Origin of the sequence: Micromonospora sp. C95 (assembly GCF_018070465.1) — a bacterium.
GTDB lineage: Bacteria > Actinomycetota > Actinomycetes > Mycobacteriales > Micromonosporaceae > Micromonospora.
In genome coordinates this window covers 1-14392 of record NZ_JAGPXT010000034.1, presented here as the reverse complement: position 1 = coordinate 14392, position 14392 = coordinate 1, and the positions used below count along the sequence as shown (strand labels likewise).

The following is a 14392-nucleotide window of genomic DNA, read 5'->3' as shown; positions in this document are numbered from 1 at the left end:
GTGGGGCGGCGTCCGGCCACCCTGGGTCCCGCCGAGGCGGCCGGACGCCGCGGCTCAGGCGACGAGACCGTCGATCGCCGGCTGGTGTGCCAGGCCGAGTGCCGCCTCCACCACCGCCACGAACTCCTCGGCGGCGCGGAGCAGGTCGTCGGCCTCCCGGGCGGTCACCACCCGGGGTATGCCGGCCTCGGCGGCGGCCCGTTTGCCGGCACCGAGGGCGAAGTAGCCGGCCCACTCGTCGAGTTCGGGGGCGACGTTGGCGAGCAGGACCCAGACGCTCGTGATCCGGTGGCGTCGGGTAGGTGCGGGACGGGCGCGGGCGGCGAGCACCGCCGCGGCGGCGCGCAGGGCCGCGAGGTGGGCGGCGGCGTACCGGAGGCCGTCGGGGCCGGTCCGGGCGGCCTCGGCGAGCCCCTGCCGGGCCACCGCGAGCAACTGGACGGGAGTACGGTGCGGCAGCACGTTCGCGGGCACCGTCGGTGCCTGAGCCGGACTGGTCGGCATGGTCTCCTCCAGATGAGCCGGGGCGGGCAGGTGCACGACGGGTCGGATCCGTCGACGCGGTAGCCCGCGGCGGTCGGTGCGGAGGAAGACGCACCAGGTGGGTGGCCGGCCGGGTGCGGAGCTTCCCCACACCACACCCGGCCGGCGTACCGGCGGGTCCGTCGTCCGCCGCCCGGGGGTCGGTGGGCGGCGGACGACGGTCCTGCCTGACGGGCCCGGACTCGCGACTGCCCGGTGCCCAGGTGCGGTCCGCGGCACCACACCTGTCGGAGGCCGGTGCCGCGAAACACCCGCCCCCGAGAGGGGTTGGAACGAACGTTCGAGGCAATCGAACACTCGTTCTAACTACTGCTGACAGTACACCCTCCCCCCGACGAAAACGCAACGTGTGACGCGCCGACAACGTCGATCGGATCAACAGCGTCCCGCGAGACGCCGCAACTCGCGGCTTCAACCGGCCCGGGATACCGCGACATGCGGCAACCCGTGCCACTGCGCCGGTCGCTGCGCCGGTCGCTGCGCGCCGACTACCCCGGGCGGCGTGGGCGGTGGCGTGGGCGGTCCGCGTACCGGGAAGAATGGCGGCATGCAGTCACACCCGAACGTCCGGGCGGTGCAGGACGCCCTCGACGCCGCGAACGCCCGGGACGGCTCCGACGCGCCCGCCACGGTCCGCCTGCTGCCCGACGCCGTGCACACCGCCGCGGCCGCCGCCGAGGCGGTCGGTGTCGACGTCGGCGCCATCGCCAACTCGCTCGTCTTCGACGCCGACGGCACCCCGCTGCTGGTGCTCACCTCCGGCGCGCACCGGGTGGACACCGCCGGTCTGGCCACCCGGCTCGCCGTCACCCGGCTGCGCCGGGCCACCCCGCAGTTCGTCAAGGAGCACACCGGACAGGTGATCGGCGGGGTCGCCCCGGTGGGTCACCCGCAGCCGCTGCGCACGCTCGTCGACACCGCCCTGGACAAGTACGACGAGATCTGGGCCGCCGGTGGTGTACCGCAGGCGGTCTTTCCCACCACGTACGCCGAGCTGCTGCGGGTCACCGGCGGGACCCCGACCGACGTGGCGTGAACGAGCGAAGCGAGCGAACCATCAGGCACAGCACAGTGGCGCCTCGCGCCGGCGGCGAGCGCGGCGAGGCGGCGGCGTGAGTCATCCGCAGAGCGTCCCCGAGCTGGTCACCCTGCACGTGTGGCGGATCGCACCGGCCGCCGTGGGCCGGGCGCTGACCCGGATGGCGGTCGACCCGCGCCGGCTGCGGGCCCTGCCCGGCGTACGGTTCGGCAAGCTGCTCGGCACCGGGACCGGCACCGGCTTCGGGCCCGGCGACGCGGACCTGACCCGGTGGGCGGCGCTGACGGTCTGGGACTCCCCCGCCGCGGCCGGCCGGTTCGCCGACTCGCCGGTGGCGCGGGCCTGGTCCGGTCTCGCCCGCGCGGGCGTCCGGCTCGACCTGCGACCGCTGACCAGCCGGGGTGAGTGGTCCGGCCGGCGGCCGTTCGGTGCGCCCGCCGGTGGCCGGGTCACCGGCCCGGTGCTGGCGCTGACCCGGGCCCGGCTGCGCCCGGCCCGGGCACTCACCTTCTGGCGGGCGGTCCCGCCGGTGGCCGCCGCCCTGCACGCCGCACCGGGGCTGCTGGCCCGCTTCGGCGTCGGCGAGGCGCCCCTGGGCTGGCAGGGCACGGTGAGCGTGTGGCGTGATCCGACGGACCTCGTGGCGTTCGCGTACCGTCACCCGCAGCACCGGGCCGCGATCACCCGGACGGAGACCCAGCGGTGGTACGCGGAGGAACTCTTCGCCCGATTCGAGGTGCGGGACGTGGTCGGCGACCGGACGGTACTGGGGTGGGTCACCGACGACGGTGGCCCGGCGAAGGGTGAACGGGCATGAGGTTGGTGCGGTGGACGCCGGACGATCTCCTCCGGCGGCTGGACGACGTGGTGGCCGTCTACGGCGAGGCGATGGGCTACCGCGCCGACCTGCTGGAGGCCCGCCGCGGCTACATCGCCACCCACGTACGCCGACCCGGCTTCCGTGCCGTGGCCAGCCTCACCAGCTCCGGCCAGCTGGCCGGTTTCGGGTACGGCTACGTCGGTGCCGCCGGTCAGTGGTGGCACGACCAGGTCTGGCGGGCACTGGACCAGCCCACCCGGCGGCGCTGGCTGACCGACTGCTTCGAGGTGGTCGAGCTGCACGTACGGCCACCGGCCCAGGGTCACGGGTTGGGCGCCGGCCAACTGCGCGCCCTGCTCACCATGGCCGAGAGCGCCACCACCCTGCTGTCCACCCCGGAGGCCGACGAGCAGACCTCGCGCGCCTGGCGGCTGTACCGCCGGTTCGGTTTCGTCGACGTGCTGCGCGACTTCCGTTTCCCCGGCGACGAGCGCCCGTTCGGGGTGCTCGGCCGGGATCTGCCGCTGCCCGTGCCGGGATCGACACCACCGCCGTCGGCGCCGACCCCACCACCCGTGCGGTCATGACCGCACGTTCGGCGGCCCGCGGCTACGCCTGGACGCTGCTGGCCCTGCTGGTACTGGCGCAGATCTGCTACCCGCTGACCGCCGGGACCACCCGGGCCCGACTGACCGTGGCCACGGTCGTGCTCGGCTACCTGCTCTCGGTCGGTCACGCCCTGGCGTCCCGGGGGCCACGGGCGGCGGCGGCACTGGTCACGGTGGCCACCGGCGGCGGGTTCGCCATCGAGGCGCTCGGCGTGGCCACCGGCTTCCCGTTCGGCAGCTACGACTACTCCGGCCAGCTCGGCCCGAAACTGGCCGGCGTACCGCTGATCATCCCGCTGGCCTGGACCTGGATGGCCTGGCCCGCCTGGTTGGCGGCCACCCGGCTCACCGGCGGGTCGACCGGTCGGTGGCGTTGGCCGGGGCGGATCGCGTTGGCCACGCTCGGGTTGGCCACCTGGGACCTCTTCCTCGATCCGCAGATGGTGGCCGAGGGCCACTGGGTGTGGCGGGACGCCACGCCGGCCCTGCCCGGGCTGCCCGGCATCCCGATCAGCAACTACCTGGGCTGGCTGCTGTTCGCGGTGCTGATGATGACCGCGCTGCGTCCGCTCGCCGGGCCCGCCGTGGCCACCACCGACACCGGCGACCAGCCGATGTACGCGCTCTACCTGTGGACGTACGGCTCCAGCGCGCTCGCCCACGCCGTCTTCCTCGACCTGCCCGCCTCGGCGGTCTGGGGTGCGGCCGGCATGGCGGTGGTCGCCGTACCGCTTGCCGTCACGCTGCTGCGGGCCCGACGGACCCACGACCGGGACACCGGTTCGCCACGCTCCCCGGTCGACGTGGCGGCATGACCGCCGCGCTGGTCCTGTTGCTCGGCGTCACCGTGCTGACCGCGCACACCGTGGTCAACGCCGGCCGTTGGCTGCGCCGGCCGGCCGACCGGCCGGTGGAGGTGACCGAGCCGGTGGCGGTGCTGTTGCCGCTGCGTGACGAGGCCGACCGGGTGACCCCGTGCCTGCGCGCCCTGCTCGCCCAGCGGGGAGTACCCGGGCTGCGCGTCGTGGTGCTCGACGACGGCTCGGTCGACGGCACCGCCGAGGTGGTCCGCACGGTCGTCGCCGACGACCCCCGGGTCACCCTGCTCACCGGGGTGACCCCGCCGCCGGGCTGGCTGGGCAAGCCGCACGCCTGCTGGCAGTTGGCCACCCGGGTCGAGGGGTCGGCCACCGCCCTTGTCTTCGTGGACGCCGACGTGGTGCTCGAACCGTACGCCGTGGCGGCGGCGGTCACCGAACTACGCGCCGCCGGGGCGACGCTGCTGTCGCCGTACCCACGGATCGTGGTGCGGACGATGGCCGACCGGCTGGTGCAGCCGCTGTTGCAGTGGCTGTGGCTGACCTTCCTGCCGCTGCGGGCGATGGAGCGTTCGCCCCGGCCGTCGCTGGCCGCGGCCGGCGGGCAGTTCCTGGTCGTCGACCGGGCCGGTTACCTGCGGGCCGGCGGGCACGCGGCAGTCGCCGACCGGGTGCTGGAGGACATCGAGCTGGCCCGGGCGGTGAAGCGGGCCGGCGGCCGGATCGCCCTCGCCGACGGCTCCCGGCTGGCCAGCTGCCGGATGTACGAGGACTGGCCGCAGCTGCGGGACGGCTACACCAAGTCGTTGTGGGCCTCGTTCGGGCACCCGAGCGCCGCGGCCGTGGTGCTTACCGTGCTGCTGGCGCTCTACACCGCACCACCGCTGGTGGCCGGCGCGGCACTGCTCGCCGGTGCGCCGACGGTGGCCGGGATCGCCGTCGGCGCGTACCTGGCGGGGGTGGCCGGGCGGGTGGTAAGCGCCCGGGCCACCGGCGGCCGGACCTGGCCCGACGCGCTGGGCCATCCCGTGTCGGTCGCGGTCCTCGGTTGGCTGACCCTGCGGTCGTACCATCTGCGCAAGCGGCGACGCCTGTCCTGGCGCGGCCGTCCGATCGGATAGCGGCCCGGGAGGACGCGGCATGGCGCGGATCGTGGTGATCGGTGCCGGGGTGGGTGGGCTGGCCACCGCGGCCCGGCTGGCCGTCACCGGACACCGGGTGACAGTTCTGGAACGCGCCGAGGAGGTGGGCGGCAAACTCGGCCGGCACCGCCGGGACACCCCCGAGGGCCCGTTCCACTTCGACACCGGCCCCAGCCTGCTGACCCTGCCCGAGGTCTTTCAGGAGCTGTTCGAGGCGACCGGGGCGAAGCTCGACGAGTACCTCGACCTGGTGCCGCTGGACCCGATCGTGCGGCATGTCTTTCCCGGTGGCGGCCCGGTGCTCGACTCCTGCGCCGACCCGGCCGAGTTCACCGCCCGCGTCGGCGCGGCCCTCGGCGACCGGGCCGCCGCCGACTGGCAGCGGTTGTGGCGGCGCGCCGCCCGGGTGTGGCGGGCCTCCGAACGCGACATCCTGCGCCGCCGTGTCGACTCCCCCCGCGACCTGGCCCGGCTGGCCTGGCGGCTGGGCGACCTGGCCGCGATCCGACCCGGCCAGAGCCTGCGTGGGCTGGGTCGCACCCTGATCTCCGACCCGCGACTGCGGATGCTGCTGGACCGGTACGCCACCTACACCGGTGCCGACCCGCGCCGGGCGCCCGCCGCGCTGGTCGCGGTCCCCTACGCCGAGCTGGCCTTCGGCGGCTGGTATCTGCGCGGCGGGCTAGGCACCCTCGCCGACGCGCTGCTGTCCCGCTGCCTGGACCTGGGGGTGGTGGTGCGCACCGGCACCACGGTCACCCGGATCGACGCGGTGGGCGGCCGGGTGCACGGGGTACGCGTCGCCGGGTCGACAGTTCCGATCCCGGCCGACGTGGTGGTGGCAAACGTCGACGCGCTCAGCGTCTACCGCGACCTGCTGCCCGACCCGCGCCGGCTGGCCGGGCTCACCGACCGCAGCCTGGCCGGTTTCGTGCTGCTGCTCGGCGTACGCGGCGACTCCGGGCTGGCCCACCACAACGTCTTCTTCCCCACCGACTACGACGCCGAGTTCGACGCGGTCTTCGGTGACCCGGGACGGGGGGTGCGGGCCCGCCCGGCCGCCGACCCGACGGTCTTCGTCACCGTGGCAGACGACCCGGCCGTCCGCCCGGCCGGGCACGAGGCGTGGTTCGTGCTTGTCAACGCCGCCCGCCAGGGCACCGCCCCGGGCGCGATCGACTGGCGCCGGCCGGGGCTGGCCCAGGCGTACGCCGACCGGATCCTGGACGTGCTGGCCGAACGCGGCGTGGACGTACGCGACCGGCTGGTGTTCCGCGACGTGCGTACCCCGGCCGATCTGGCCACCGCCACCGGCGCACCGGGCGGCACCATCTACGGCACCGCCGGTGGCCTGCTCCGGCCGGCCAACCGGGGACCGGCCCGGGGCCTGTGGCTGGTCGGCGGCTCCAGCCATCCCGGTGGTGGCCTGCCGATGGTGACCCTGTCCGCGCAGATCGTCGCCGACGCGATCGGCCCCGCCTGGTAGGTCAGCCGGCGTCGACGAGTGCCCGGCGCACGGCGGAGAGCAACTGTCCCAGCCCGAAGGCGGCGAGCAGCACCCACACGGCAGTCGCCATGGTGATGGTGCCCGCGGCCAGGTCCACCTCGATCAGCCCGCTCAGGCCGGCCAGCAGCAGCCCCGCCACCGCCACGCAGACCCGGGTGGGCCGTTCCCCCACGGTGACCGCGCCGATCTCCCGCATGCCGGCGGCGACCGCGCGGGCCCGGACGTACTCGTGCAGCCAGGAGAGCGCACCGCCCGCGGCGACCAGCGCTCCCGGCGCGCCGACCAGCCAGAACGCCACCAGCCACGCGGCCTCGCCGATCCGGTCGGCAAGCGAGTCGTAGACGTAGCCGAGCCGGGTGGTGCGGCCGGTGGCCACCGCCACCGCACCGTCGACGCTGTCGGCCACCGAGGCGAGCAGCACGAACAGCGCGCCCAGGAACGGCCCGTCGCCGGGCCGGACCGCGAGCAGCGGTACGCAGAGGCAGAGCAGCACCCCGACCACCGTGACCGCGGTCGGGCCGACCCGCAGCCGGCCCAGCAGGAACCCCACGTGGTAGGAGAAGCGCAGCCAGCCACGTACCACCGGAGTGGCGGCCCGGGGATCGAACCCACCGTGCAGCCGGGCCCACGCCGTGGCGTACTCGTTCCAGTTCAGCTGTCTGCCCACCACGGTTCAACCGTCGCGACAGCGCCGAGGTGTCGCGCGCCGGATGTCACGTCGCGGCGCCCACCCGCAGGTTCTGCCATATCTCCCGGGTCGCGGTGGACCGGTTGAAGGTGATGAAGTGGATCCCCGGGACCCCCTCGTCGAGCAACCGGCGGCACATCTCGCTGGTCTGCTCGATGCCGAGCCGGCGGACCGCCTCCGGATCGTCGGCGACCCGCTCGAACCGCGCGGCCAGCGCCGGCGGGAAGGGTGCCCCGGACAGCTGCACGGACCGCTCGATGGTGCCGATCCGGGTCACCGGCATCACCCCGGCCAGGATCGGGGTGTCGCAGCCGGCGGCGGCCACCCGGTCACGCAGCCGAAGATATTCGTCGGCGTCGAAGAACATCTGGGTGATCGCGAAGTCCGCACCGGCCCGGCACTTACGGATGAAGTACTCGGTGTCGGTGTCGACGTCCGGCGAGCGCGGATGCCGGTAGGGGAAGGCGGCGACACCGACGCTGAAGTCGCCGGAGTGCCGGACCAGCCGGACGAGATCCTCGGCGTAGTGCACGCCGTCGGGGTGCGGGATCCACTGGCCGGTGGGATCGCCCGGCGGGTCGCCGCGTACCACGAGCACGTTGCGCACCCCGACGCCGGCCAGCCGGCCGATCACGTGCCGCAACTCGGCGACGGAGTGGTTGACCGCGGTCAGGTGGGCCATCGGCAGCAGGGTGGTCTCGGTGGCGATCCGCTCGGTGACCGCGACCGTGGTGTCCCGGGTCGAGCCGCCGGCCCCGTAGGTGATCGAGACGAAGGAGGGACGCAACGGCTCCAGCTCGCGGATGGCCTGCCACAACTGCCGCTCGCCCTGCTCCGTCTTCGGGGGCATGAACTCGAAGGAGAAGGTCGGCTGGCAGTCGCGGACCAGCTCGCCGATCGCCGGCTGCGAGTTCGGGAGGACCGAGGGAAGACCGAGAGCCACACACCGACTCTAGCGGGCCGGGCCGGACAGCCCTACCGGCTTCCCAGCGGTGGAGACAGTGTCGGGCGGATCGGTCCGGTTCGATGGGACGCGGAAAACTGTCGCACCACCGGACTAGCCTTCCGACCTGCGCGGGTGTGAGCGAGAGCCCACCTGGGGTCCGCGCGGGGGTCAGCAGCAGACGGTACGCACCGACACCGCCCCGACCGGCTGGGGTCGGGCCGTCGCCCCGCGACCCGCCCCGGAGGCCCCGATGTCACAGCCGCCGCCCAGCCGACCGCCGATCGGCCCGATGGTGGCCCGGTTACGACTCGCCAAGGGCTGGAGCCAGTCCCGCCTCGCGGCAGAACTCTGCGCCGCCGCCGGAGTGTCCACGCTGAGCCGGCACGAGGTTTCTCGGTGGGAGCGGCAGGTGCGGGTGCCGGGCCGGTTCTGGCGTGGCTGGCTGGCCCTGGTGCTCGCGGCGCCGGCGAGCCCCCTGGCCACCGGGCCGGATGCCCTGTCGATCGGATCCGGCACACCCACTGATCCGGCAGGAAGATCCACCGGCCCGGCGGCCGGGCCGACCCGCTCGGCCTCCACAACCGCCGGTACGGCGGCCCGGCCCGCCGGGCGTGCCCGCCGGCCCCGGTGTCACAGCCCTCGCCCGGCCAACCGCCGCTCGGCCCGATGGTGACCCGGTCACGACCCGCCGGGCGCTCCGGAGGCAGCAACCAGCTAGTCCAGATCGGCGCGTCGCTCTGCGATCCAGCGCTCAACGTCCTCAGCAAGCCAGACGTTTCCCATCGACAGCTGCGCAACAGGCTCAGGGAAGTCACGCCGGGTGGTGATCTGGTAGACACGCTGGCGCGAGACACCACCAAGCATGATCCGGATCTCTGCGGACCCGACCAGCCGGAGCTTCCTCGCCATGAGCAGGAAGGTAGGTGTCTGCCAACTAGGCGTGTGTCACCTTTACGGAAGCCTACTGTACGTCGCCTCTAGTCATTTACTCTAGGCGTATGACTAGGATCAAATGGTTCCAACGCCGAGATGAGCCCGTGGACGTCGTGCAGCCAACTCCGCAACACGGAGGGGGCAGGGTGTGGCCCGCGTGGAACGACAGGGCACGGCTGTTGCTGAACGTCACAGTGGTGACCCGTGGCGGGTGGTGGCGGTCGGGGTTCGTAGTCCGGTCGATGAATCAGAGGGGCCATGGCACTCGACCGGATCAGGGATGAAGTCCCGTTCAGGGTCGGTATCGCCTGGTCGATCATCGACGCTCATCACGTCACGGTCTGCTCACGCTGCCGGCCCGACGGCTCCTGCCCGAGCCTCGCGTTCGCGGCGGAGACCATCAACACCTGGCGCACCTCGGTCGGGCGATCTCCTGTGGATCTCTCGGGAAGCAAGCCCACAGTTCTACCGGCCGATCAGGCTCCGGGTGATCAAGACGCTTGACTGGACCACGTACGACGGGTGGATCTGGTTGGAGGGGTATCAGGTTGACGACAAGGGGAATGCCGTAGCACGGCGGACAGTCTTCGTCCTGATCGAAGGGCTCAAGGTGGCTGGCTGAGCGCCAGGGGTCAGGCTTGTCGACCGTCACCCCGAGGGCGTCGATCGCCGACCCGCCCCTCCGGCAGGGCACCGATCCGGCCGCGACCAGCAGTTGACCCCGACGCGCCGGAGGGCGGGTGGGTCGTCGCGGCGGACCGCGACCCACTAGCGTCGGGACGTGACCCATGCTGCTCCCGTCTCCCCCGTCGACCGTGCCAGCTTGCGCCAGCGGGTCGACAAGGCGCTGTCGGACTTCCTCGCCGGGCGTCGCGCCTGGATGACCGACGTCGACGACGCCCTGGTGCCGGTCGCCGAGGCGATCGAGGCGTTCGTGCTGGGTGGTGGCAAGCGGCTGCGACCGGCCTTCGCCTACTGGGGCTACCGGGGTGCCGGCGGGGTGGACACCGATCCGGTGGTGACCGCCCTCGCCGCGCTCGAATTCGTGCAGGCCAGCGCACTGATCCACGACGACCTGATGGACCGCTCGGACACCCGACGAGGTGAGCCCGCCGTGCACCGGCGGTTCGCCACCCGGCACCGTCGCGCCGGCTGGGGTGGCGACCCGGACGGCTTCGGTGACGCCGCGGCGATCCTGCTCGGCGATCTGTGCCTGGTCTGGTCCGACGAACTGCTGCACTCCGCCGGGCTCGACCCCCGGACGGTGGCCCGGGCCCGGCCGGACTTCGACGAGATGCGCACCGAGGTCACCATCGGGCAGTACCTCGACGTGCTGACCCAGGCCACCGGCGACGCCTCGCTGGAACAGGCCGGCAAGGTCGCCCGGTACAAGTCGGCCAAGTACACCGTGGAACGGCCACTGCTGATCGGCGCGGCGCTGGCCGACGCCCCCGCCGACGTACGCATCGCCTACTCGGCGTACGGCATGCCGTTGGGTGAGGCGTTTCAGCTGCGCGACGACGTGCTGGGCGTCTTCGGCGACCCGGCGCAGACCGGCAAGCCGGCCGGCGACGATCTACGCGAGGGCAAGCGGACCTACCTGGTGGCGGCGGCCCTGGAGGCGGCCGACGACGCCGGCCGCACCCGGCTGCTCGGTGGCCTCGGCGACGACGACCTGGACGCCACCGGGGTGGCCCGGCTGCGGGAACTGATCGTCGACACCGGCGCGCTGGCCCGTACCGAGCAGCGCATCGTCACACTCACCGACGCGGCGCTCGCCGCGCTCACCGCCGTCGACCTGGACACCGAGGCCCGGCAGGCCCTGGTGGACCTGGCCATCGCCGCCACCCGCCGCGCCGACTGACCCACCCGGTGCGGCTCAGCGCTCCCGGACACGCGGCCCGCGCACCTGCCTGCCGTCCGGTGTGCGTCAGAAGCCCAGGGCCTGGGCGCGGCGCTTGACCTCACGGGCCTGGTCACCGCCGAGGGCGGTCGCGGGGGTGCCACCGGCCAACGTGTCGTCGGGCTGGTAGAGCCAGCGCAGCGCGGCCTCGTCGTCGTAACCGGCGTCGGCCAGCAGGGTGAGCACACCCGGCAGGTGTTTGAGCACGGTCCGGTTGGCCACCAGGTCGGCCGGGATCCGGCGGACGCCGTCCCGGCGTACCGCGATCAGTTCCCGGTCCCGGATCATCTGGTGGACCTTGCTGATCGGCAGGTCGAGCCGTTCGGCGACGTCCGGCAGGGTCAGCCAGCCCGCCGCGTCGGCGGGACCGGCCAGGGGTGCGCCGCCCTCGGCGGGTACGGATTCGGTCACGGGCAACACCCTGCCACGCCACCCCCCGACCCGGTCAACGACCTCCCGGCGACCACCCTGAGCAGGGGCAACCATCACCCTGTGCGCGCGTCGGACCCGCGCCTGGGTGGCTGCCGGTAGCATCCTGTTCAACCTTCGTCCCCCCGACACATAGACTGCCTGCCGATGGACACACAGGTCGCCGACACGTTGCTGGGCTCGCTGATCGACGGGCGCTACCGCATTCGCGGTCGCGTGGCCCGTGGCGGCATGGCGACCGTGTACACCGCCACCGACGAGCGACTCGAACGCACCGTCGCAGTCAAGATCATTCACTCCACCCAGGGGCCTCCCGGGCAGGCCGGTCGGCCCAGCTTCGTCGACCGGTTCACCGACGAGGCCAAGACGATCGCCCGGCTCACCCACCCGAACGTGGTGGCGGTCTACGACCAGGGCACCCACGCCGGGCGGCCGTACCTGGTCATGGAGTACGTCCGCGGCCGCACCCTGCGCGAGGTGCTGGCCGAGCGGCGCCGGCTGAACCCGGACGAGGCGCTGGCCATCACCGAGCAGATGCTCGCGGCGATCGGCGCCGCCCACCGGGCCGGCCTGGTGCACCGCGACGTGAAACCGGAGAACGTGCTGGTCGCCGAGGCACCCAGCGGCGGTCCGGCCAACCTCGTCGACAGCGTGGTCAAGGTGACCGACTTCGGGTTGGCCCGGGCCGTCGAGGCGAGCACCGACCACGACAGCGCAAACCAGCTGATGGCCACCGTGGCGTACGTCGCTCCGGAACTGGTCACCGACGGCCGGGCCGACGCCCGCACCGACGTCTACTCGACGGGCATCGTGCTGTTCGAGATGCTCACCGGCCGGGTGCCGTACGACGGTGACCGGCCGATCGACATCGCCTGGCAGCACGTCGACCGGGACGTACCCGCGCCGTCGACGCTGGTGCCCAGCCTGCCGAGAGTGCTCGACGACCTGGTCGCCCGCGCCACCCGTCGTGATCCGACGACCCGTCCGGGCGACGCCGGCACGCTGCTGGCCGAGGTCCAGGTGGCCCGGGACGGCGTCGGCAGCCCGAACAGCCACACCGCCCTGATCGCCCCGGTGGCCGAGGGCCCGGCGGTGTCGCAACCGACGATGATGGTCGCGCCCGTACGTCCGCCCGAGCGACCGACCTGGGCCCGCCTGCCCGAAGGCGGCCCGCCCGCCCGCGGTCGGCGCCGGGCGACGCCGAGCGGCGGCGACGATCTGCGGACCCGACTGGCCGGACTGGGCGCCCGGCTGACCGGTCAGGGCGGTGGACGTCTCGGCGTGGCGGCCGTCGTCGTGGTGCTCGGGCTGGTGGCCGCGCTCGGTGGCTGGTGGTTCGGGGTCGGTCGATACACCACCGCGCCGCAACTGGTGAGCATGAGCAAGGCAGAGGCGGAGGCACAGGCCTCCCAGGCGGGCTTCGAGGTGGTCTACGCCGACCCGCGGTACGACGATCAGATCCCCCGCGACGGTGTGCTGGGCCAGGATCCCGCCTCGTCCGCCCGGATCCTCAGGGGCGGCACCATCACCCTCACCCTGTCGCTCGGGCCGGAACGCTTCGAGTTGCCGGACGTGGTGGGCAAGGAGTTCGCGCTGGCCGAGGCCGACCTGGTCAGCGCCCAGCTCGAGGTCGTCAAGGGCACCGCCCGGTACGACGACAGCCTGCCGGAGGGCATCGTGGTGGCCACCGACCCGAAGGCGGGCGAGGAGGTCAAACCAGGCGACGAGATCACCGTCATCCTCAGTAAGGGCCGGGCCCCGATCACCGTGCCGAACCTGGTCGGCAAGAACCTCAACGACGCCCGTAACCAGATCGCACAGCTCGGCCTGGTGCTGGTGGAGCCGACGCGCAAGGAGTCCGACAAGCCGCGTGACGAGGTGATCGGGCAGAGCCCGGCTGCCGGCGGCGGCGTGGAGAAGGGTGCCCAGATCCGGCTCGAGGTCAGCGAGGGCCCCCCGCTGGTGACCGTGCCGCGCGTCGTCGACCTGCCCTGCCAGCAGGCCAAGCAGGTGCTGGAGAGCCAGGGCTTCCCGGTGGCGGTGCAGTTCAACCCGAACGCCGTCACCCGGTTCCAGAACCCGAACGAGAACGCCCAGGTCGCCCCGGGCACCCAGATCACCATCGGGTGCTTCTGATGCCGGCACCGGATCCCGGGCACCGGCCGATCGGTTCGCACACGCCCACCTCGGGTGGGCTGGCGAAGGCGGCGCTGCCGTACGTGGACGCGACCGGCTCCGAGGTGGCGCAGGTCTACGTCGGCAACTCGCGGGGCTGGGCGATGCCGGTCGGCGATCCGGTGCAGGACGCGCTGTTCCGGGACGGCTGCGCCGAACGCGGCGTCGTCGTCTACATTCACGCCTCGCTGCTGGTCAACCTCGGCTCACCGACGGCGGCAACGGTCGAGCGGTCGACCCAGAGCCTGGCCCACGCGCTGCGCCGTGGTGCGGCGATCGGCGCCCGGGGGGTGGTCTTCCACGCCGGCAGCGCGGTGGACGCCGGGCATGCCGACGCGGCCATGCGGCAGGTACGCGAGTCGCTCTTGCCGCTGCTCGACTCGGCCGCCGACGCGGGCGGCCCGATGCTGCTGGTCGAGCCGAGCGCCGGTGGCGGCCGGTCACTGGCCTGCCGGGTGGAACAGCTCGGGCCGTACCTCGACGCGGTGGACCGGCATCCGCAGCTCGGGGTCTGCTTCGACACCTGCCACGCCTGGGCCGCCGGGCACGACCTGGCCGCCGAGGGCGGCATGACCGCGACGCTGGATGCCCTGGTGACCGCCGTCGGGGCGGACCGGCTACGGCTGGTACACGCGAACGACTCCAAGGATCTGTGCGGCTCCACCCGGGACCGACACGAGAACATCGGCAAGGGCATGATCGGCGAACCCGCGTTCGCCGAGTTGATGCGTCACCCCGCCACCGCCGGCGTCCCGATCCTCGTCGAGACCCCCACCGAACGCCACGAGGGCCACGCCGCCGACATCACCACCCTCCGCCGCCTCCTCCCCTAACATCCCCC

Annotated in this window: 15 protein-coding genes; 10 read left to right on the top strand and 5 right to left on the bottom strand. The window is 73.5% G+C overall.

Annotation, left to right across the window (positions count from 1 at the left end; genetic code table 11):
* Positions 1–54 precede the first annotated feature (54 nt).
* Positions 55–504, bottom strand: coding sequence for an SAV_6107 family HEPN domain-containing protein (locus KBX00_RS26030; RefSeq protein WP_210830697.1), 450 nt, complete (start codon positions 502–504; stop codon positions 55–57).
* A 586-nt stretch (positions 505–1090) separates the two neighbouring features.
* Between KBX00_RS26030 and KBX00_RS26025 the strand changes: the two genes are divergently transcribed.
* The 6 genes from KBX00_RS26025 to KBX00_RS26000 all read left to right on the top strand — a co-directional run bounded on the left by KBX00_RS26025 (position 1091) and on the right by KBX00_RS26000 (position 6456).
* A complete protein-coding gene (locus tag KBX00_RS26025; RefSeq protein ID WP_210830696.1) occupies positions 1091–1579 on the top strand; it encodes a YbaK/EbsC family protein in 489 nt (162 codons plus the stop codon).
* 76 nt (positions 1580–1655) lie between these two features.
* On the top strand, positions 1656–2399 hold the full coding sequence (locus KBX00_RS26020; RefSeq protein ID WP_210830695.1) for a monooxygenase: 744 nt from the start codon (positions 1656–1658) through the stop codon (positions 2397–2399).
* On the top strand, positions 2396–2989 hold the full coding sequence (locus KBX00_RS26015) for a GNAT family N-acetyltransferase (protein WP_210830694.1): 594 nt from the start codon (positions 2396–2398) through the stop codon (positions 2987–2989). Before KBX00_RS26020 ends, KBX00_RS26015 begins: the two co-directional genes overlap by 4 nt.
* Positions 2986–3825: a carotenoid biosynthesis protein gene (locus KBX00_RS26010; RefSeq protein ID WP_210830693.1), complete on the top strand. Its 840-nt coding sequence runs from the start codon at positions 2986–2988 to the stop codon at positions 3823–3825. Before KBX00_RS26015 ends, KBX00_RS26010 begins: the two co-directional genes overlap by 4 nt.
* Positions 3822–4949, top strand: a complete 1128-nt coding sequence (locus KBX00_RS26005) for a glycosyltransferase family 2 protein (RefSeq protein ID WP_210830692.1) — start codon at positions 3822–3824, stop codon at positions 4947–4949. Before KBX00_RS26010 ends, KBX00_RS26005 begins: the two co-directional genes overlap by 4 nt.
* A 19-nt stretch (positions 4950–4968) precedes the next feature.
* The gene (locus KBX00_RS26000) at positions 4969–6456 is read left to right on the top strand and encodes an NAD(P)/FAD-dependent oxidoreductase (RefSeq protein ID WP_210830691.1); all 1488 of its coding nucleotides are present in this window, start codon (positions 4969–4971) and stop codon (positions 6454–6456) included.
* A gap of 1 nt (position 6457) precedes the next feature.
* Here KBX00_RS26000 and KBX00_RS25995 read toward each other — a convergent pair whose 3' ends face one another.
* Both KBX00_RS25995 and metF read right to left on the bottom strand, forming a co-directional pair.
* A complete protein-coding gene (locus tag KBX00_RS25995) occupies positions 6458–7147 on the bottom strand; it encodes a CDP-alcohol phosphatidyltransferase family protein (protein WP_210830690.1) in 690 nt (229 codons plus the stop codon).
* A gap of 43 nt (positions 7148–7190) precedes the next feature.
* On the bottom strand, positions 7191–8108 hold the full coding sequence (gene metF / locus KBX00_RS25990; protein WP_210830689.1) for a methylenetetrahydrofolate reductase [NAD(P)H]: 918 nt from the start codon (positions 8106–8108) through the stop codon (positions 7191–7193).
* Positions 8109–8361: 253 nt separating this feature from the next.
* Here metF and KBX00_RS29495 point away from each other — a divergent pair, with 253 nt between their 5' ends.
* The gene (locus tag KBX00_RS29495; RefSeq protein ID WP_301548635.1) at positions 8362–8784 is read left to right on the top strand and encodes a hypothetical protein; all 423 of its coding nucleotides are present in this window, start codon (positions 8362–8364) and stop codon (positions 8782–8784) included.
* A gap of 41 nt (positions 8785–8825) precedes the next feature.
* Here the strand turns inward: KBX00_RS29495 and KBX00_RS25980 are convergent, their stop codons facing one another.
* Entirely contained in the window at positions 8826–9020 is a 195-nt protein-coding gene (locus tag KBX00_RS25980; RefSeq protein WP_210830688.1) for an AlpA family transcriptional regulator, read from the bottom strand.
* An 805-nt stretch (positions 9021–9825) separates the two neighbouring features.
* On the opposite strand from KBX00_RS25980, the gene KBX00_RS25975 reads away from it, so the two are divergent.
* The gene (locus tag KBX00_RS25975) at positions 9826–10908 is read left to right on the top strand and encodes a polyprenyl synthetase family protein (protein WP_210830687.1); all 1083 of its coding nucleotides are present in this window, start codon (positions 9826–9828) and stop codon (positions 10906–10908) included.
* Positions 10909–10974: 66 nt separating this feature from the next.
* On the opposite strand, the gene KBX00_RS25970 is transcribed toward KBX00_RS25975, so the two are convergent.
* Entirely contained in the window at positions 10975–11358 is a 384-nt protein-coding gene (locus KBX00_RS25970; protein ID WP_210830686.1) for an Rv2175c family DNA-binding protein, read from the bottom strand.
* Positions 11359–11523: 165 nt separating this feature from the next.
* Between KBX00_RS25970 and pknB the strand changes: the two genes are divergently transcribed.
* Both pknB and KBX00_RS25960 read left to right on the top strand, forming a co-directional pair.
* Entirely contained in the window at positions 11524–13512 is a 1989-nt protein-coding gene (pknB, locus tag KBX00_RS25965; protein ID WP_210830685.1) for a Stk1 family PASTA domain-containing Ser/Thr kinase, read from the top strand.
* Positions 13512–14384 (top strand): deoxyribonuclease IV, encoded by an 873-nt coding sequence (locus KBX00_RS25960; protein ID WP_210830684.1) that lies wholly within the window; start codon positions 13512–13514, stop codon positions 14382–14384. Before pknB ends, KBX00_RS25960 begins: the two co-directional genes overlap by 1 nt.
* Positions 14385–14392 lie beyond the last annotated feature (8 nt).